The sequence below is a fragment of the Flavobacterium laiguense genome, assembly GCF_003097655.1.
GTDB classification, from domain to species: Bacteria; Bacteroidota; Bacteroidia; order Flavobacteriales; family Flavobacteriaceae; genus Flavobacterium; species Flavobacterium laiguense.
The window spans coordinates 21,956-40,680 of record NZ_QCZH01000020.1; the positions used below are offsets into that span (position 1 = coordinate 21,956).

General features: G+C 35.8%; 18 protein-coding genes and 2 tRNA genes. 11 read left to right on the top strand and 9 right to left on the bottom strand.

Annotated features, from left to right (window positions below; all coding sequences use genetic code 11):
- Positions 1 to 46: 46 nt before the first annotated feature.
- The 6 genes from DB891_RS14170 (at position 47) to DB891_RS14195 (ending at position 6,438) form a co-directional block, all read left to right on the top strand.
- Positions 47 to 3,040, top strand: coding sequence for an amidohydrolase family protein (locus tag DB891_RS14170; protein WP_116764238.1), 2,994 nt, complete (start codon positions 47 to 49; stop codon positions 3,038 to 3,040).
- Between the two features lies 1 nt (position 3,041).
- Positions 3,042 to 4,343, top strand: coding sequence for an amidohydrolase family protein (locus DB891_RS14175; RefSeq protein WP_116764239.1), 1,302 nt, complete (start codon positions 3,042 to 3,044; stop codon positions 4,341 to 4,343).
- Positions 4,344 to 4,699: 356 nt separating this feature from the next.
- On the top strand, positions 4,700 to 5,416 hold the full coding sequence (locus DB891_RS14180) for a pirin family protein (protein ID WP_116764240.1): 717 nt from the start codon (positions 4,700 to 4,702) through the stop codon (positions 5,414 to 5,416).
- Between the two features lie 97 nt (positions 5,417 to 5,513).
- Positions 5,514 to 5,798 (top strand): GNAT family N-acetyltransferase, encoded by a 285-nt coding sequence (locus tag DB891_RS14185; RefSeq protein WP_116764241.1) that lies wholly within the window; start codon positions 5,514 to 5,516, stop codon positions 5,796 to 5,798.
- A gap of 89 nt (positions 5,799 to 5,887) precedes the next feature.
- On the top strand, positions 5,888 to 6,205 hold the full coding sequence (locus DB891_RS14190) for an OsmC family protein (RefSeq protein WP_223256111.1): 318 nt from the start codon (positions 5,888 to 5,890) through the stop codon (positions 6,203 to 6,205).
- A gap of 2 nt (positions 6,206 to 6,207) precedes the next feature.
- Positions 6,208 to 6,438 carry a (4Fe-4S)-binding protein gene (locus tag DB891_RS14195; protein ID WP_116764243.1) on the top strand — a complete coding sequence of 77 codons (231 nt, stop codon included), beginning with the start codon at positions 6,208 to 6,210 and terminating at the stop codon, positions 6,436 to 6,438.
- Here the strand turns inward: DB891_RS14195 and DB891_RS14200 are convergent.
- Complete coding sequence (locus tag DB891_RS14200) at positions 6,435 to 6,995, bottom strand: sugar O-acetyltransferase (RefSeq protein ID WP_116764244.1); 561 nt, start codon at positions 6,993 to 6,995, stop codon at positions 6,435 to 6,437. The genes DB891_RS14195 and DB891_RS14200 overlap by 4 nt on opposite strands.
- Before the next feature lie 178 nt (positions 6,996 to 7,173).
- Between DB891_RS14200 and fabD the strand changes: the two genes are divergently transcribed.
- Positions 7,174 to 8,046, top strand: coding sequence for an ACP S-malonyltransferase (fabD, locus tag DB891_RS14205; RefSeq protein ID WP_116764245.1), 873 nt, complete (start codon positions 7,174 to 7,176; stop codon positions 8,044 to 8,046).
- 125 nt (positions 8,047 to 8,171) lie between these two features.
- On the opposite strand, the gene DB891_RS14210 is transcribed toward fabD, so the two are convergent.
- The 4 genes from DB891_RS14210 to DB891_RS14225 form a co-directional block, all read right to left on the bottom strand.
- Positions 8,172 to 8,366, bottom strand: coding sequence for a hypothetical protein (locus DB891_RS14210; protein WP_116764246.1), 195 nt, complete (start codon positions 8,364 to 8,366; stop codon positions 8,172 to 8,174).
- 102 nt (positions 8,367 to 8,468) lie between these two features.
- Positions 8,469 to 9,671, bottom strand: coding sequence for a glycerophosphodiester phosphodiesterase (locus DB891_RS14215; protein ID WP_116764247.1), 1,203 nt, complete (start codon positions 9,669 to 9,671; stop codon positions 8,469 to 8,471).
- Between the two features lie 153 nt (positions 9,672 to 9,824).
- On the bottom strand, positions 9,825 to 10,838 hold the full coding sequence (gene galE / locus DB891_RS14220) for a UDP-glucose 4-epimerase GalE (RefSeq protein WP_116764248.1): 1,014 nt from the start codon (positions 10,836 to 10,838) through the stop codon (positions 9,825 to 9,827).
- Between the two features lie 53 nt (positions 10,839 to 10,891).
- Positions 10,892 to 12,022 carry a DegT/DnrJ/EryC1/StrS family aminotransferase gene (locus DB891_RS14225; RefSeq protein ID WP_116764249.1) on the bottom strand — a complete coding sequence of 377 codons (1,131 nt, stop codon included), beginning with the start codon at positions 12,020 to 12,022 and terminating at the stop codon, positions 10,892 to 10,894.
- Positions 12,023 to 12,203: 181 nt separating this feature from the next.
- Here DB891_RS14225 and DB891_RS14230 point away from each other — a divergent pair, with 181 nt between their 5' ends.
- Together DB891_RS14230 and DB891_RS14235 are read left to right on the top strand one after the other, a co-directional pair.
- Positions 12,204 to 13,439: a 3-deoxy-D-manno-octulosonic acid transferase gene (locus tag DB891_RS14230; RefSeq protein ID WP_116764275.1), complete on the top strand. Its 1,236-nt coding sequence runs from the start codon at positions 12,204 to 12,206 to the stop codon at positions 13,437 to 13,439.
- A 266-nt stretch (positions 13,440 to 13,705) separates the two neighbouring features.
- A complete protein-coding gene (locus DB891_RS14235) occupies positions 13,706 to 13,918 on the top strand; it encodes a hypothetical protein (protein ID WP_116764250.1) in 213 nt (70 codons plus the stop codon).
- 156 nt (positions 13,919 to 14,074) lie between these two features.
- On the opposite strand, the gene DB891_RS14240 is transcribed toward DB891_RS14235, so the two are convergent.
- From DB891_RS14240 to mutS, 4 genes are all read right to left on the bottom strand, one after another.
- Complete coding sequence (locus DB891_RS14240; protein WP_116764251.1) at positions 14,075 to 14,422, bottom strand: YegP family protein; 348 nt, start codon at positions 14,420 to 14,422, stop codon at positions 14,075 to 14,077.
- A gap of 126 nt (positions 14,423 to 14,548) precedes the next feature.
- Positions 14,549 to 14,634: transfer RNA gene (locus DB891_RS14245), tRNA-Leu, on the bottom strand.
- 12 nt (positions 14,635 to 14,646) lie between these two features.
- A tRNA-Gly gene (locus DB891_RS14250) sits at positions 14,647 to 14,722 on the bottom strand.
- Between the two features lie 149 nt (positions 14,723 to 14,871).
- Positions 14,872 to 17,478, bottom strand: coding sequence for a DNA mismatch repair protein MutS (mutS, locus tag DB891_RS14255; protein WP_116764252.1), 2,607 nt, complete (start codon positions 17,476 to 17,478; stop codon positions 14,872 to 14,874).
- 154 nt (positions 17,479 to 17,632) lie between these two features.
- Between mutS and DB891_RS14260 the strand changes: the two genes are divergently transcribed.
- Complete coding sequence (locus DB891_RS14260) at positions 17,633 to 18,097, top strand: DUF1573 domain-containing protein (RefSeq protein WP_116764253.1); 465 nt, start codon at positions 17,633 to 17,635, stop codon at positions 18,095 to 18,097.
- Positions 18,098 to 18,173: 76 nt separating this feature from the next.
- Positions 18,174 to 18,710, top strand: a complete 537-nt coding sequence (locus tag DB891_RS14265; RefSeq protein WP_116764254.1) for an RNA methyltransferase — start codon at positions 18,174 to 18,176, stop codon at positions 18,708 to 18,710.
- Positions 18,711 to 18,725: the final 15 nt, after the last annotated feature.

Consider the following 18,725-nt stretch of genomic DNA (forward strand, 5'->3'; position numbering starts at 1 on the left):
TGATTTAACTAATCAACAATAATCCATAAAAACAATCATCTAACTTATGAAAAAAATCCTACTCCTTTTCTTTTTCGGACTATTCATCCCTGAAATTAGTGCGCAAGACTACTTTCCAAATAACGAAAGTGTACAAAATAAAAACAACAATTATACCGCTTTTATAAATGCCAAAATTTATATAACTCCAACCCAAATTATAGAAAAAGGGACTTTACTTATTCAAAACGGAAAGGTGATTGCAACTGGAACCGCTGTTTCAATTCCTAAAAATTGCTTAACGGTAAACCTAGAAGGCAAATCTATTTATCCTTCGTTTATTGATATTTATACCAGCTTTGGAATAGAGCCACTTAAAAAAGGAAGTGATACTGAAAGAAATCCTTTGTATGACACTAAACGTACCGGTTATTATTGGAATGAGAGTATTCGTTCAGAAGTAAATGCTTATGATAGCTTTAAATACGACCAATCGAAATCGGAGGAGTTATTAAAAGCTGGATTTGGTGTTGTTGGATCGCATGTGCAAGATGGTATTGCCAGAGGAACAGGTATCTTGGTTGCTCTTAATAACGACAACAAAAGTAAACGCCTATTATCGGATAAAATCTCGAATCATTTTAGTTTTACCAAAAGTGTGAATACAAACCAGTCTTACCCCACTTCATTGATGGGCTCTATGGCATTGCTTCGTCAGTTATACCTGGATGAAAACTGGTATAAAAATGGCAACGCTACTACTACCGATTTATCATTAAAAGCATTAATAGATAATGAAAAATTGGTTAAAATATTCACCACCGAAGACAAATTGAATAGTTTGAGAGCGTCTAAATTGGGTAAAGAATTTGGTTTTGACTATGTACTGAAAGGATCTGGAAATGAGTTTGAAAGAATAGAGGAGATTAAAAAGACGAATTTAAAATTCATTATCCCAATTAATTTCCCTGAAGCATATGATGTTTCTAATCCTTATCAAGCCGATCGCATGGAATTGGCCGATTTGCGCTTTTGGAATCAAGCACCAACGAACCTTAAAGTCCTATCTGACAACGGTATTGTATTTGCTTTGACAACGGATAAATTAAAAAAAACAGAGGATTTTAGAGCCAATCTTTTAAAAGCTATTAAATATGGATTTGATTCCACCAAAGCATTAGAGTCATTAACAACAACCCCAGCTTCTTTAGTGGGGAAAGGCAATGAAATCGGAAATTTGAAAGTGGGAAGTACTGCCAATTTTTTAATTACATCTGGAGCCATTTTCGACGAAAAAACAATTTTATTCGAAAACTGGGTTCAAGGAAATAAATATGTGGTCAATGATATTAATGCTAAAGACATCAGAGGAAATTATGACCTAACAATTGACAAAGACGTATTCAAATGGACCATTAGTGGCGAAATCAACAAGCCAAAATCTGAACTAACGGCAAATTCTAAAAAAGTAAATTCAAAACTGGCGATTTCAAACAATTGGATTTCAGTTATTGTTAACCCAAAAGACTCTTCTAAAACAAACTTCACCCGATTGACAGGCTTTGTAGAAGATCTAAAGAATCTTTCTGGAAAAGCCGTTTTATATAATGGAAAAGAAGTAAAATGGTCTGCTTTGAAAACGGCACCTTTTAAGGAAGAAGTAGATTCTACTGCGTTTCAAAAAGCGAATGTGATTATTCCTATAACGTATCCCAACATTGCTTACGGTAACACTCAGAAACTCGTACAAGAAACGTTGTTATTTAAGAATGCCACCGTTTGGACGAATGAGAAAGATGGAATTCTAAAAGACACCGATGTATTGGTTAAAAACGGAAAAATAGTCACCATCGGAAAGAATATTTCTGACGCTTCGGCTAAAATTATTGACGCCACTGGGAAACATCTTACTAGCGGTATTATTGATGAACATTCACATATTGCTATTTCTAAAGGGGTGAACGAAGCCGGACACAACTCCAGTGCAGAAGTAACTATTCAAGACGTTGTTAACTCTGAGGACATCAATATTTACAGAGATTTGGCAGGGGGAGTTACCATTTCACAATTGCTACACGGTTCCGCAAACCCAATAGGAGGTAGATCAGCCATTGTAAAATGGAGATGGGGTCTATCCGCAGAAGAAATGCTATACAAAGACCAACCTAAATTTATCAAATTTGCATTGGGAGAAAATGTAAAACAAGCCAATTGGGGAATTAAAGATCCTACCCGTTTTCCTCAAACAAGAATGGGTGTCGAACAAGTTTTTACCGATTATTTCCAACGTGCAAAAGAATATGATGCTTCTTGGAAAGATTATAACTCGAATGGAAAAAAAGGTAAAACCAAAGCACCTAGAGTTGATTTAGAATTACAAACATTGGTTGAAATTTTAAATCAAGAACGATTCATAACCTGTCATTCCTATGTACAATCAGAGATATTGATGATGATGAATGTTGCCGAAAAATTTAATTTCAGAGTAAATACCTTCACTCACATTTTAGAGGGATATAAAGTGGCCGATAATATGAAAGCTCATGGCGTTGGTGCTTCGACATTCTCGGATTGGTGGGCATATAAATTTGAAGTAAACGATGCAATCCCATACAACGGTGCGCTCCTTCATAATCAAGGAGTCGTAGTTGCATACAATTCTGATGATGCTGAAATGTCAAGACGATTGAATCAAGAGGCCGCAAAAGCGGTGAAATACGGAAACATTTCCGAAGAAGAAGCTTGGAAATTTGTAACCTTAAACCCTGCAAAACTGTTGCATATAGACGACAAAGTAGGAAGTGTAAAAGTTGGAAAAGATGCCGATTTGGTACTTTGGAACAACAATCCTTTATCTATTTATGCCAAAGCAGAGAAAACAATGATTGATGGAGTGGTCTATTTTGATATTCAAAAAGACGAAGCGCAACGATTGTCTATTACCAAAGAAAGAAACGAGTTAATTGGACAATTGCTACAGGAAAAAGTTAAAGGAACTCCTTTGCAAGAGCCTAATAAAAAAGAGAAAGTTGAATATAATTGTGATACTTTAGAACAATAAAATGAGAAAATTAGCTATAACTATACTATTTGTATTTAGTGTCTCTATACATACAAATGCACAGCAAACCCCAGCGCAAAAGCAAACAAAATCAATATTGATTCTTAATGCTACAGCACATTTGGGTAATGGAAAAACAATTGAGAATTCTGCCATTGGTTTCAAAGACGGAAAAATCACTATGGTTTCCGATTCTAAAACGATGCAAACCAGCACTCTTTTTGACACTACAATTGATGCCAAAGGAAAACATGTTTATCCAGGATTCATAATTCCAAATTCAACTTTGGGGTTGGTTGAAATTGATGCGGTAAAAGCTTCAGATGACGAGTCAGAGATCGGTATTATGAATCCTAATGTAAGAAGTATTATTGCCTATAATGCGGCTTCAAAGGTCATTGAGACTTGCCGTCCGAATGGGGTTTTAATTGCTCAAATTACACCGCACGGAGGAAGAATTTCGGGAACATCATCGATTGTTCAACTGGACGCTTGGAATTGGAAAGATGCTTTAATTAAAGTAGATGATGGAATCCATTTGGATTTTCCTTCTATTGCTTCTAAAAGCGGATCGTGGTTCGAGCCAGGAAACCTTACCGAAAACAAAGATTACAACAAACAAATAGATGAAATAAGAGCCTTTTTGTCTAGTGCTAAAGCCTATTTAGCTGAGCCTACAAAAGAGCGAAACATCGTTTTAGAATCAACTAAAGGTTTGTTTGATGCAACTCAAACTTTGTTTATTTCAGCTAACGAGCAGAAACAAATTATAGATGCGATACAACTTGCTCAAGAAAGCGGTATTAAGAAAGTAGTCATCGTTGGAGGATTTGAAGCTTACAAAGTGGTTGATTTATTGAAAAAAAATCAAATCGGTGTGTTTTTAAAAAGTGTGCATGAGATGCCAACAAAAGAAGATCAAGATATTGACATGCCGTATAAAATGGCAAAAATATTAGTCGATAACGGGATTGTTGTTGGCTTAGAAAACAGCGGAGGCAAAGAACGCATGAACACCAGAAACTTGCCTTTTCTTGCTGGAACCTGTGTAGCTTATGGATTAGACAAAGAGCTAGCGTTACAATTGATTACTTCTAACACGGCAAAATTGCTAGGAATAGACCAACAATTAGGAACACTCGAACTAGGAAAAGATGCTACTTTGTTTATTTCCGAAGGAGATGCCTTGGATATGCGTACCAATAAATTGACGGATGCTTTCATTCAAGGACGAAAGATTGATTTAGAATCACATCAAACTAAGCTTTATGAAAAGTACAAAATCAAATACAATCAACAATAGCTGTAGCAGTTAGACTAAACGTTTTTAAAGCGTTTGACTTATACTAAACATCGATTTAGTTGACAAGCCGAAAGTCTACAAGACTGTATCACTTATTTATTAGCCACGAATCTCACTAATTAGTGAAATTCGTGGCTAAATTATTTTAATACCGTCTGTTATTTCAAAATAGTCCAATAAAATTGTACTAAATGAAATATACAACGGCATTATACCAAATCCATTGGACTATAATAATTAATGGTATAACAAGCTAAAGCACAAAACACCAAATACTCTCTTCTTAATCTAGATTAAGTGTCAACGCTAAAAACGGATGTAAATTTGTATAACAAAAATCACTAAATTTATACATCATGGAAAATACAGTTTTACACAAAGCCGACACAAGAGGACACGCAGACCACGGATGGTTAAACGCTTATCATAGTTTTAGCTTCGCCAGTTGGTACAATCCGGATAGAGTTCAATTTGGAACTTTACGCGTTTTGAACGACGACACTGTTGCAGCCGGAATGGGTTTTGGAACACATCCACATGACAATATGGAAATCATTACCATTCCACTTGAAGGCGATTTGGCTCATAAAGACAGTATGGGAAATACGGAAGTGATAAAAAACGGAGACGTTCAGGTGATGAGTGCCGGAACTGGAATTCAACACAGTGAGTTCAACCCCAACGCGGATCAAAGAACTAAATTATTGCAAATTTGGGTTTTCCCAAAAGTTAGAAATGTAGAACCACGTTACCAACAAATCACATTAAATCCAGAAGACCGAAACAATAAACTACAACAAATCCTTTCCCCAAATGCAGAAGATGCAGGAGTATGGATTCATCAGGACGCTTGGTTTCATTTGGGTAAATTTGACAAAGACACCGCTACTACCTACGAATTAAAAAAAGAAGGAAATGGTGTTTATGCTTTCATCCTTTCTGGTACTGTAACCATCAATGGACAGGAATTGGAAACCCGCGATGGTTTCGGAATTTGGGATACTGCAGCTTTGGACATTAAAGCAACAACAGATGCCGAGTTTTTATTGATGGAGATTCCGATGGAATATTAAATAGACACCAAGTTACTATGACACTAAGATTAAAAGCTTAGAATCTTAAAAAAACTCAGAATCTTAGAAACTCAGAATCTCAGCAACTTTAAAAAAAATGAACGAAACAGTAAATATAGAATTCAATGACAAAAACGGTAATTTTAATATTACTTCCGAAGGCAGGAAAGTAGCCCTAATGACTTTTGTATTTGCCGGGCCAGATAAAATCATCATTAATCATACCGAAGTATCCCCCGTATTTAACGGAAAAGGATTGGGGCTGAAATTAGTGGAAAAAGCCGTTGAAGTTGCAAGAGAGAAAAAGTGGACTATCATTCCTTTATGTCCTTTTGCTAAAAAAACGTTTGACAGAAACCCCCAATTTAAAGATGTATTATAATGAAACCTTTTTTTGAAAATGATATACTTGGCCACATAGGTTCCCAAAATTATCTATGTAACATTTCTTGGCGAAACGGGCAATTCCTTATGGACGAACCCGAAAACAAAGGCGAAAAAGATTTAGGAATAGATCCATTTTCTACTTTATTGTCTTCTTTGGCGGGTTGTACTCTTTCTACTTTAAGGATGTACATCGATAGAAAAGAATGGACTATCCCAGAAATAAATATTTCACTAAATTTATATCAGGAAACAGAAAGCGAATTGACAACAACCATCAAAAGAAACATTACCTTTTCGAAAGAAGTTAGCACCGAACAAAAAGAGAGACTGCTTTTAATTGCTGACAAATGCCCAATTTCAAAATTACTTAAAGGAAACATAACCATTAACACCACCCTTTAATCATGGATCCAAAAGATATTAAAAAAGAATACACCAATGGTGAAGTCACCATTGTATGGCAATCCGGAAAATGCATTCATTCCGGTAATTGTGTCCGCAATAATCCAGACGTTTTCAAACCTAAAGAACAGCCATGGATTACACCCGAAAATTCAACAACCGAAAAAATTATCGAGACCGTCAACAAATGCCCATCGGGAGCATTGACTTTTTACATGAATAAAAAAGATTAATCCAAATTCAATTTCCGAATCACTTTAGCAGGATTACCAACTGCTAAAGAGTTTTCGGGAATATCTTTGGTTACTACAGATCCGGCTCCAATTACACAACCAGCTCCAATAGTTACTCCTGGACAAATTACCGAATTCCCTCCTATCCAACAATCATCTCCAATGGATACGGGTTTTGAACTTTCAACGGTTCTTCTTTCTATAGCATTCAGCGGATGGGTTGCTGTGTAAATATGAACACCCGGAGCAAAGAAAACATTGTTTCCAATAGTCACTTTCATCGTGTCTAAAACTACACAATTGACATTGAAATACACATTCTCTCCCGAATGAATATTATACCCATAATCACAATGAAACGGCGGTTCTATATACAACCGTTTATGGGAATTCGGCATTAACTCCCTCAGAATGGCTCGAGATTTCCCGTTCATCAAATATTCGGTAACATTCAATTTATGCAATAGTTTTTTGGCTCTGATACGCTCTTCGGTAAGCTGTTTGTCATTGCTAAAATAGATTTCGCCCAAAAGCATTTTTTCTTTTTCGGTCTTCATTGTTTATGAATTTTATTAGTAACAAACCTTGAGTAAAAATAGTAAAACGGCATCGTATTCAGTTATCATATTCGAAGAAAACAAAGTTTAAAACACTATTATCTCAAAAAACACTATTTTTGTACTTTATTAAACTTCGCTTATTTTAAAGCAACTTTTAAACTATAAACAAAAAAATATGAAGGCATACGTATTTCCAGGTCAAGGCGCACAATTCACAGGAATGGGCAAAGACTTATATGAAAACTCCCCATTAGCAAAGGAATTATTCGAAAAAGCGAATGAAATTTTAGGTTTCCGCATTACCGACATCATGTTTGAAGGGACTGCAGAGGAATTGAAAGAAACCAAAGTTACCCAACCAGCCGTTTTTTTACACTCGGTTATTTTGGCTAAAACATTGGAAGATTTCAAACCAGAAATGGTGGCTGGACACTCTTTAGGAGAATTTTCGGCATTGGTAGCCAATGGTGCTTTGTCTTTTGAAGACGGATTAAAATTAGTTTCACAACGAGCGTTGGCAATGCAAAAAGCCTGTGAAATAAAGCCTTCAACAATGGCTGCCGTTTTAGGATTGGCAGACAATATTGTAGAAGACGTTTGCGCTTCTATTGACGGAGTTGTGGTGGCTGCAAACTACAACTGTCCTGGACAATTGGTAATTTCTGGAGAAACCACAGCTGTGGAAAAAGCCTGTGAAGCAATGAAAGCCGCTGGTGCAAAACGTGCATTATTATTACCTGTTGGTGGAGCATTTCACTCGCCAATGATGGAACCTGCAAGAGAAGAATTAGCTGCAGCTATTGAAGCGACTACGTTCTCGACTCCTATTTGCCCAGTATATCAAAACGTGACTGCAAATGCCGTATCTGACGCAAACGAAATCAAGAAAAATTTAATCATTCAATTGACCGCTCCGGTACGTTGGACTCAATCAGTACAACAAATGATTGCCGATGGTGCATCTTTATTTACCGAAGTAGGACCTGGAAAAGTATTGGCTGGTTTAATTGGAAAAATTGACAAAGAAGCTGCGACGTCAAACGCTTAAAACTAGTAATCAGTGGTCAGTTTTTTAGTGATCAGTCGTTGTCTATAAATATAATTCCCATGAACTGATGTTTGTGGGGATTTTTTTTAAAAACTTTTAGAGATGCACTGCGGTGCATCTCTACTTTATTTTCCCCGCCATGTTCGTATTCTTTTATGCATTTCTGCTTTAAACTGTTCTAGAGTATAGCCATTTTTCATCTCTTCATCAAAATCAAAAGTAGTCCTGTCTATGTCTTTAAATTTAATTTTCGAAACTTCATAATCAACAGAAGGTTCTTCAACTTTATTTATTTTCGGATTTTCTTTTTTAGCATTCATGATAAGCTTATTTACTTAACAAATTTACAATTAATTACTTAAACCAAAAAATCGCAAACTATCATCACGATAATTTGCGATTAATTTTATTGCATAGCGAAATTATCTTGCCTGAACAGCCATATCTGTAAAATCAGAAAACAAACCATCCAATCCTAATTTATAGAAAGCTTGGTATTCTAAAATCGGGTTGTTATAATAGTTGTGCAATAAGCGTCGTCCTTCATTTCTAAATGTATAAGCATGCACTTGTAATCCTTTTTTATGCGCATCCGAAATTAATGTGCTTGGTGGTAACGCCTCTTTATCGGAATCATCAATTTTTCCATCTGCATTTATATCATCGGCTTTGCCATCCTTATTTGCATCAGTCCCTTTATACGAAATAATAAAAGGCTTCCATGGACCAATCCCATTAGCATAGGTTTTAACAAAATCCAACCCTTCTTGTGTCCTAAAAAAACCATAATCTCTAGCATCTCCTTTTAAATGCCAATCGTACGGTTTTCCGTCAGAAATAATTTCACCGGCTGGAACCGTAAAAATTAAATCCCCATTTAAAGTCACATCATAACAACTTAACAATTGAATGATTTTTACGGTCGATTTACTTCTGAGGTATTGCAAATTAGAAACTTCAAATGACTGAACATAAACTGGAGATGAGGCATCATTCCAACCTTCGGCAGTCAAAACCTCCAACAGTTTATCCGTGATTTTTAAGTTTAGCGCTTCGTGAAAAGAAGGATGCTTTGTTTCTGGATAAATCCCGATAATTCGTCCTGTTTGTGCCGATTTTTGTTTTGCCAAAGCAATCACTTCCGCAAATGTTGGAATCGCATACAGATTATTATAGTGTTGTGAGCGTTCTGCCAAAGCTTGTTTCGCTTTTAACTGTTTAATTTCCGCCAAAGTAAAATCGCAAACAAACCAATCCGTCACCATCGCTCCATCAATATTTTTGGTGCTTTTTTTGGATGCGAAAGCAGGAATATCAGCCACGTTTGTTGTTCCAGACAGCATGGGTTCATGACGCACCACCAGTTGGCCATCTTTTGTCATTACCAAATCGGGTTCTATAAAATCGGCTCCCATTTCTATAGCTTTGGTATACCCTTCAATGGTATGTTCCGGCAAATAACCCGACGCACCACGATGGGCAACAACTATAGGATTTACTCCTGTCAAAGTAGGATACTTATTAGTTTCTTCTACTGGATCATTTTGGTCATCTTTATTACAAGACAATAATAACAACGCACCACTCAAAAAAATGGCGCTTCTTAAAACATGAATTGAGGTCATAATTTTTATTTTTCACAAATAAATTCAATTTCCCTACAATTAACGTTAGCACTGAGTTAAGTAACTGTTATAAAATTTTACAAAAAAAGCCAAACTATCAATTGATCGTTTGGCTTTTTTAAATTCTGAAATTTATGTTCTAGATTCTAAAATCTAACCTCTTATTTTCTGTTCCCATTTCCAAGCACTGGCCATGGCTTCATCCAAGGTTGATTGTGCTTTCCAACCCAATACATCATTTGCTTTATCGGTATTGGCATACGCCTCTGTAATATCGCCTTCTCTGCGAGGTACAATTTTATAAGGAAGTTTTTTATTACTCACTTTTTCAAAACTATGAATCACTTCTAGAACAGAACTTCCTGTCCCTGTTCCTAGATTAAATGTTTCTACTTTTTCTAAATTCTTTTTGCTTAATAACCGTTGTAACGCAATAACGTGGGCTTTTGCCAAATCGACTACGTGAATATAATCACGAATGCAAGTTCCATCAGTAGTAGGATAATCATCTCCAAAAACAGCTAATTCTTGACGCAAACCAAAACCAGTTTGTGTAATAAATGGCACTAAATTTTGAGGCACCCCGATTGGTAATTCTCCGATTTCTGCAGAGGGATGTGATCCAATCGGATTGAAATAACGCAACAAAATAGCATTAATACTACTTACTTTAGCCACATCGTTAATAATTTCTTCTCCGATTTTTTTGGTATTACCATAAGGCGACATCGGTTGTTGCACAGGAGCATCTTCGGTAATTGGCATTTTTTCTGCCTGTCCGTAAACGGTGCAGGAAGAACTAAAAATAAAGTGGGCTTTATCCTGTTTTGAAAGCTCCTGCAAAAGATAGATCAAAGAAGCAATGTTGTTTTCGTAATACAACAATGGATTTTCCACACTTTCTCCAACTGCTTTGGATGCCGCAAAATGAATAACTCCCGAAACATCGTTGTGCTTTTTGAAAAAACTACGAACCGCTTCCTTTTCTCTTACATCTAATTTTTCAAAAATTGGTGTTTTACCGGTAATCGCAACAATCCCTTTCAAAACGGCCTCTGAAGAATTGGAAAGATCATCTATAATAACCACTTCAAAACCTTCATTTTGCAATTCTACAACGGTATGCGAACCGATAAAACCTAAACCTCCTGTAACTAGTATTTTCATGTTTCTTTTTTCATCTTATAAAAAAAGACGTGATAAATCGCGTCTCTACGGCATTATTTTAAATACTCTAAAACGCTATCCGTTATAAATTTAATTTGTTCATCGTCTAATTCGGTGTGCATTGGTAAGGAAAGTACTTCTCGAACCAACTGATTCGTTACTGGAAAATCTTCCTCTTTGTAACGAACATCCAGATAAGCTTTTTGCAAATGCAACGGAATCGGATAATAAATTGCACAAGGAATTCCTTTGTCTAATAGATGTTGCATCAAACCGTCTCTGTCTGCATTGATAATTCTCAGCGTATATTGATGAAAAACGTGACAATCGCAATTGTCACAAATAGTTGGAGCAATAATATTTTTGTGTCCTTCAAAAGCAGCAGTATATTTTCTGGCAGCATCTTGCCTAGCCTTTCCATAAGAATCCAACAAAGGTAATTTAGCATTAAGAACCGCAGCTTGAATACTATCCAAACGAGAATTCACTCCCACTACATCGTGATGATAACGTTCGTACATTCCATGATTTACAATGCCTCTAAGAGTATGAGCCAAAGCATCGTCATTAGTAAAAATGGCACCACCATCACCATAACAACCTAAGTTTTTGGAAGGAAAAAAAGATGTAGAGGAAACATGCCCTATAGTACCCGCTTTCTTTTTAGTCCCATCAGAGAATTTACAATTGGCTCCAATGGCTTGTGCATTGTCTTCAATTACAAATAAATTATACTCGGTGGCAATAGCCATAATCGCTTCCATATTGGCTGCACGACCAAATAAATGAACTGGCACAATGGCTTTAGTTTTTGGAGTAATTGCTTTTTTGATCGCATCAATAGAAATATTCATATTTACCATATCCACATCTACCAAAACTGGAGTTAACTGCAATAAAGCAATCACCTCAACCGTAGCTGCAAAAGTAAAATCGGCCGTGATTACCTCATCTCCAGGTTTTAGCCCAAGTCCCATCATGGCAATCTGCAAAGCATCAGTACCGTTGGCACAAGGAATTACATGCTTCACATCAAGATAATCCTCTAATGATTTTTGAAACGAATGAACCTGAGGTCCATTAATATAAGTATTAGTATCCAAAACTTCTTGAATAGAAGCATTTACAGTTGCTGCAATTTTATCGTATTGACCTTTTAGGTCAACCATTTGTATTTTTTTCATGTATTCCTTTTTAGCACCCCCTATTTTACACAGGAGTAATTAATCGAAGTATTGAGATTTCAAGACTTGGCTACCAACAACCTAAACTTTCTTGAAAAGCGGAACAAAAATAGTTATTTAATGAGTTCAAACCAATCAAAATAATATAAAGAAAATGTATTTTAGCACAAAAAAAACACTGATGCATTTTCTTTATAATTTATTCATCCAATTTGCCCAATTTATATTGAAAATTGTAGCCCTTTTTAGTCCAAAAATCAAACTTTTTATAGAGGGTAGAAAAAATGTCTTTTTAACTTTAGAACAAAAAATAAAACCAACAGACAAAACCATTTGGTTTCACGCTGCCTCATTAGGAGAATACGAACAAGGACTACCCGTAATTGAAGAAATAAAAGAAAAATACCCCAATCACAAAATTGTGGTTACCTTTTTTTCTCCATCGGGTTATGAGGTTCGAAAAAACAATACCGTTGCCGATGCAACTGTTTATTTGCCTTTGGACACGCCAAAAAACGCAAAACAATTTTTAGAGCTAGTTCATCCAGATCTTGTATTCTTTATTAAATATGAATTTTGGATTAATTATTTGGATCAACTCAAAAAACAAAACATACCTACTTATTTAATTTCTGGAATTTTTAGAGAAAAACAATTATTCTTTAAGTGGTATGGTGGATTTTATCGAAAAGCATTAAATACTTTTACTCATTTCTTTGTTCAAAATGAAAACTCAAAAAAACTAATAACCGAATTAGACAAAACCAATGTTACCATTTCTGGCGATACCCGATTTGACAGAGTAGTGGCCATTTTAGAAAAAGACAACACATTAGATTTTATTGCGGAATTTAAAAACAACAGCCTAACCCTAGTCATAGGCAGTTCTTGGCCAAAGGACGAAACCTTACTAATTGAATACATTAATTCATGTACTCTCGATGTAAAGTTTATCATCGCTCCGCACAACATAAAAACAGAACAAATTGAAAATTTAAAGAATAGCATCACCAAAAAAACAGTTTTATTCTCAGAAAAAGAAAACAAAGATTTATCCCAATACAACGTATTTATTATTGACACCATAGGCATCCTTACCAAAATTTACAGTTATGCCGACATCGCTTATGTAGGTGGTGGCTTTGGAAAACCCGGTGTTCACAATATATTAGAACCCGCTACTTTTGGAGTACCCATAATTATAGGCCCAAACTATTCCCATTTTGATGAGGCAACTAGTTTAGTACAATTAGGCGGTTGTCTTTCAATAACCAATCAACAGGAATTAGATCAATTTTTATCTAACCTCATTCAAAACAATGAGACAAGACGTGATAAAGGACAAATCTGTAACACTTTTGTACAAAAGAACAAAGGAGCCACCAATAACATTATGACAAAAATCATTAGCCTTTAATCTCTTTTAAAAGCATACGAAGTAAACAACGTAAAGTCCTTACAATTGTACCACACAAACCAGTCCATTATAGCTCTAAAATCACTCACAGCGAGTTCGTAAGAAAACCCATTCCATAAAATACAATTTAGTTTTTTGCAATCATCCCAAAACCCTAAAGCACTGAGAGAAAATTATTTTAAAAAAATAAATGAAAAAATATTTTACATATTAAAAATTTTATATCTTTGCCCCGAATTAATAATTAACCTTTATATTAAATTAAGATGAAAAAAGTATTTTTAAGTTTAGCTGTTGTTGCTGTATTAACTGTTGTATCATGTAAAAAAGCTGACGCTGCTGCTGAAGAAACTGTAGCTGTAGATTCTACTGCTGTTGTTGCTGACACTGCTGCTGTTGTTGCTGATACTGCTGCTGTAGCTGTTGATTCTGCTGCTGCTACAACTCCTGCTGCTACTGAAGCTCCAGCTGCTAAGTAATTTCAAATTACGCAAGAAAAAAATAAGCTGCATTTATGCAGCTTTTTTTTGCCTTTATCTCAACAAATCTATGTTTTTTTTTACATAGGTGAGATTCCAAAAAAAATACCATCCCGAAATCGAGATGGTATTTTTTTAACTTTTAAAAATCAAAATTTAATCTATAAAAATTAAATCATTATCCGAAAAATCTAACATTTCAGAAACCGATGCATATTTAATAATTTCATCAATTCCTTTTTGAACCCTCAATTCCGTGGTGTATTTCCTGCTGATAGCAAATGGTGCTCCATCCAAAAATAGTTTGAAAAAATACTTCCCTCCAGCAGATTTGAATTTATAAAAAGTCGCCAAATCAATGTTGTTTTTAAAATACTCCACCCCTTCTTCACATTCAAACTTAAGTTCATATCTCAAACTTGTAAAAATCACTTTCCCTTTTCTAGAAGTAAATACAAACTTATATTGATCATCAAATCTTTTACTTATCACGAAAGCACCCATAAAATTTCAGATTGTAGATTATAGAATTTAGATTTTTAGATTTCAAATCACAGGCTGATATAAAAGCTGATTTATTCAGACATTATTATATAAAAAAAGCTCCAAACATAGTTTGGAGCTTTCTAGTACTCAGAGCGGGACTTGAACCCGCACGAACATTGCTGTTCACTGGATTTTAAGTCCAGCGTGTCTACCAATTTCACCATCCGAGCATTATTTGGTGTTGGAGCGAAAAACGGGGCTCGAACCCGCGACCTCGACCTTGGCAAGGTCGCGCTCTACCAACTGAGCTATTTTCGCATTTTCAATTCTTAAAAAGAACCGCAATACTTATTTCGTATTGCGGTTGCAAATTTAGGACATTTATTGAATTACACAAGCCTTTTTCAGAAAAAAAATCAAGATAAAATTTAACCTTCTGACAACGATTACTTTAAATAGAAGAAAAATTATTTCCTGGATAACATTCTTTTAATTTCGTTGAGTTTCATCAATGCTTCCACAGGTGTTATGGCATTTATATCTAAATTAACGATCTCCTCTTTGATTTCTTCCAACAAAGGATCATCCAAATTAAAGAAACTCATTTGCATTTCTTCTTTCGCTGATTTTATTCCGTTTAACACATCGCTCGAATGATTTCTCTCTAACTTCTTTAGCATCTTTTGCGCTTTCGAGATTACCAATTGAGGCATCCCCGCCATTTTGGCCACATGAATACCAAAACTATGCGCACTTCCCCCTTTTACTAATTTTCGAATAAAAAGCACAGTATCTTTTAATTCTTTCACAGAGACGTTGTAATTCTGAATTCGAGGCATCGACTCACTCATCTCATTCAACTCATGATAATGCGTTGCAAATAATGTTTTGGGTTGCGACGGATGCTCATGCAAAAACTCGGCGATAGCCCAAGCTATAGAAATCCCGTCATAGGTACTCGTTCCTCTTCCGATTTCGTCTAACAACACCAAACTTCGATCGGATATATTATTCAAAATAGAAGCCGTTTCATTCATTTCGACCATAAAAGTAGATTCACCCATCGAAATATTATCCGAAGCTCCTACTCTAGTGAATATCTTATCAACAATTCCCATTCTAACGCTTTCTGCAGGCACAAAACTTCCCATTTGGGCCAGCAATACAATCAAAGCCGTTTGACGCAATATCGCCGACTTACCCGACATATTGGGGCCCGTAATCATAATCAATTGTTGCGTTTCTCTATCCAAGAAAACGTCATTGGTAATATACGGCACTCCAACAGGCAATTGCTTTTCGATTACAGGATGCCTTCCTTCTTTTATTTCCAGTTCGAATGTTTCATCAATTTCTGGACAAACGTATTTATTCTCTATTGCCAATTGCGTAAAAGAGCACAAACAATCCAACTGCGCCACCAAATTGGCATTCATTTGAACCGGTTTAATATAGGTAGCAATCCAACTCACTAATTGTTCAAATAATTCGTTTTCAATTTTTTGAATTTTTTCTTCAGCACCTAGAATTTTAGTTTCATATTCTTTCAGCTCTTCGGTAATGTAACGTTCGGCGTTGACCAATGTTTGTTTTCTGATCCATTCTGTTGGCACTTTATCTTTGTGCGTATTTCTAACTTCGATATAATACCCAAAAACATTATTGAACGATATTTTCAGAGAAGAAATTCCTGTACGTTCCGACTCCCTTTTCTCAATCCCGGCCAAAAACTGTTTCCCCGATGTAGATATGTCACGCAAATCATCCAATTCAGCGTTAATTCCTCTAGCAATCGCATTCCCTTTGGCCACAGCCACAGGAGCATCTTGATTTAAGGTTGTTTTTATCTTCTCACGCAACAAATCACAACTGTTCAAACTATCCCCAATTACTTTTACCGCTTCTTGTGGACTTTCTAACGCCAATGATTTAATTGGGATAATGGCATCCAGAGACTCTTTCAAATACACCACTTCACGAGGCGAAACTTTACCCGTAGCAATTTTGGAAATCAAACGCTCTAGATCCGAAATCTGTTTGATTTGATTTTGGATACTTTTTAAAATATCTTGATTTTCTTTTAAATAAGAAACCACTTGATGACGGCTTTTTATTTTATTATTATCCTTTAACGGCAAAGCCAACCAACGTTTCAACAAACGCCCACCCATTGGCGAAAGCGTTTTATCAATTACATCCAATAATGTAACGGCATTTGGATTGTAACTGTGATACAATTCAAGATTTCGAATCGTGAATCGATCCATCCAAACGTAAGCATCCTCAGCAATTCGCTGAATAGCTGTAATGTGCTGCACTCTATTATGCTGCGTTTCGGATAAATAATACAGAATCGCACCCGAAGCGATAATCCCTTCTCTCAATTCTTCGATTCCAAATCCTTTTAGCGAAACAGTTTGAAAATGCTTCGTTAAGGTTTCGAGAGCATAATCTTCTTTGAAAATCCAATCTTCCAAATAGAAATTATGGAAATCCTCTCCGAAAATTTCGCGGAATTCATTCTTATTATTTTTTGGAACCAAAACCTCACTTGGATTGAAATTCTGAAGCAGTTTATCTATGTATTCTGCATTCCCTTGAGCGGTAAGGAATTCACCTGTAGAAACATCCAAAAAAGAAACCCCAATCGTTTTATTGGCAAAATAAATCGCTGCCAGAAAGTTATTGGTTTTGGACTGCAAAACCTCGTCATTCATAGAAACCCCTGGCGTCACCAGTTCCGTAACCCCACGTTTTACAATGGTTTTGGTCATTTTTGGATCTTCCAATTGGTCACAAATGGCAACCCGAAGTCCTGCTTTGACTAATTTTGGCAAATAGGTATTGATAGAATGATGCGGGAAACCAGCCAAAGCGGTCTCTGTTTCGGAACCCGCGCCTCTTTTGGTTAACGTAATCCCTAGAATTCTTGAAGCCCGAACGGCATCTTCTCCAAAAGTTTCATAAAAATCCCCAACGCGAAACAACAAACAAGCATCCGGGTATTTCCTTTTGATTTCGTTGTATTGCTTCATTAATGGAGTCTCCTTAACTATCTTTTCTTTTGCTGCCAAAATTATTGTATTTGAATGAATAAAAAACTCAGCGAATTTATAATTTTATACCGCAAAAAACTAAGATGAAAAAAATTAAATTAGTTTTAAGATAACTTTACATTACAATTTTGTTTATTTGTATAAATTTGTAAATTAATTCAAAAAAAAGACTATGAAAAAAATATTTCTACTAGCTATGCTTACTGTTTTAGGAACAACGATTTCTAACGCTCAAGAAACTTCAAAAAAGAGCAAGAAAGCAAAAACCACAGCTGCTGCGGCTTTGCCAAAAGTAGATGGAGCAGGAATGGTTTTTGAAAACGAAACTATTGATTACGGAACTATAGCTCACAATGCAGATGGTAACCGTCAGTTTGTATTTACTAACAACGGAAATAAACCATTAATCATCACAAACACGCAAGGATCTTGCGGATGTACTGTACCTACTACACCAAAAGAACCAATTGCGCCAGGAGCAAAAGGAGTTATTGGAGTAAAATATGCTACTGACAGAGTTGGTCCATTTACAAAAACAGTTACTGTAACGTCAAATGCTGCAGGACAACCATCAAAAACACTTACGATAAAAGGAAACGTTGCTCCAGATGCTGCCCCAGCTGTGACAAAAAGCTAACATTCCCTTTTTATACCATACAAAGAACGGCTTCCTAAAATTTAGGAAGCCTTTTTTATAAACCATTACCCAAACCATGAGAAAACTAGAAAACAGCGAACTAGAGAGAAAATCAATTGAAGATTTTAAGAAATCAGAAAAAACACCCTTGATATTAGTTTTGGATGACATTCGCAGTTTACACAATATCGGATCTGTATTTAGAACCGCCGATGCTTTTTTGATCGAGAAAATAATCCTATGCGGTATCACTGCCACTCCACCAAATAAGGAAATTCATAAAACCGCACTTGGCGCAACCGAAACCGTAACTTGGGAACACCACGAAAATGTTTTGGAAGTTATTGCTGATTTAAAAAAAGAAAACATCATGACTCTCGCCATCGAACAAGTGGAAAGTTCTGTTTTTCTTCAAGATTTTAAAGTCGACAAAACCCAAAAATATGCTTTAATCTTCGGAAATGAAGTTTACGGAGTCGCTCAGGAAGCTGTGGCTCTGTGTGATGGCTGTATCGAGATTCCACAATTGGGAACCAAACATTCGTTGAATATTTCGGTAAGTGCCGGGATTGTGGTTTGGGATTTGTTTAAAAAATTGAAATGGAATTTGTAGATTTGTTAGTAATTG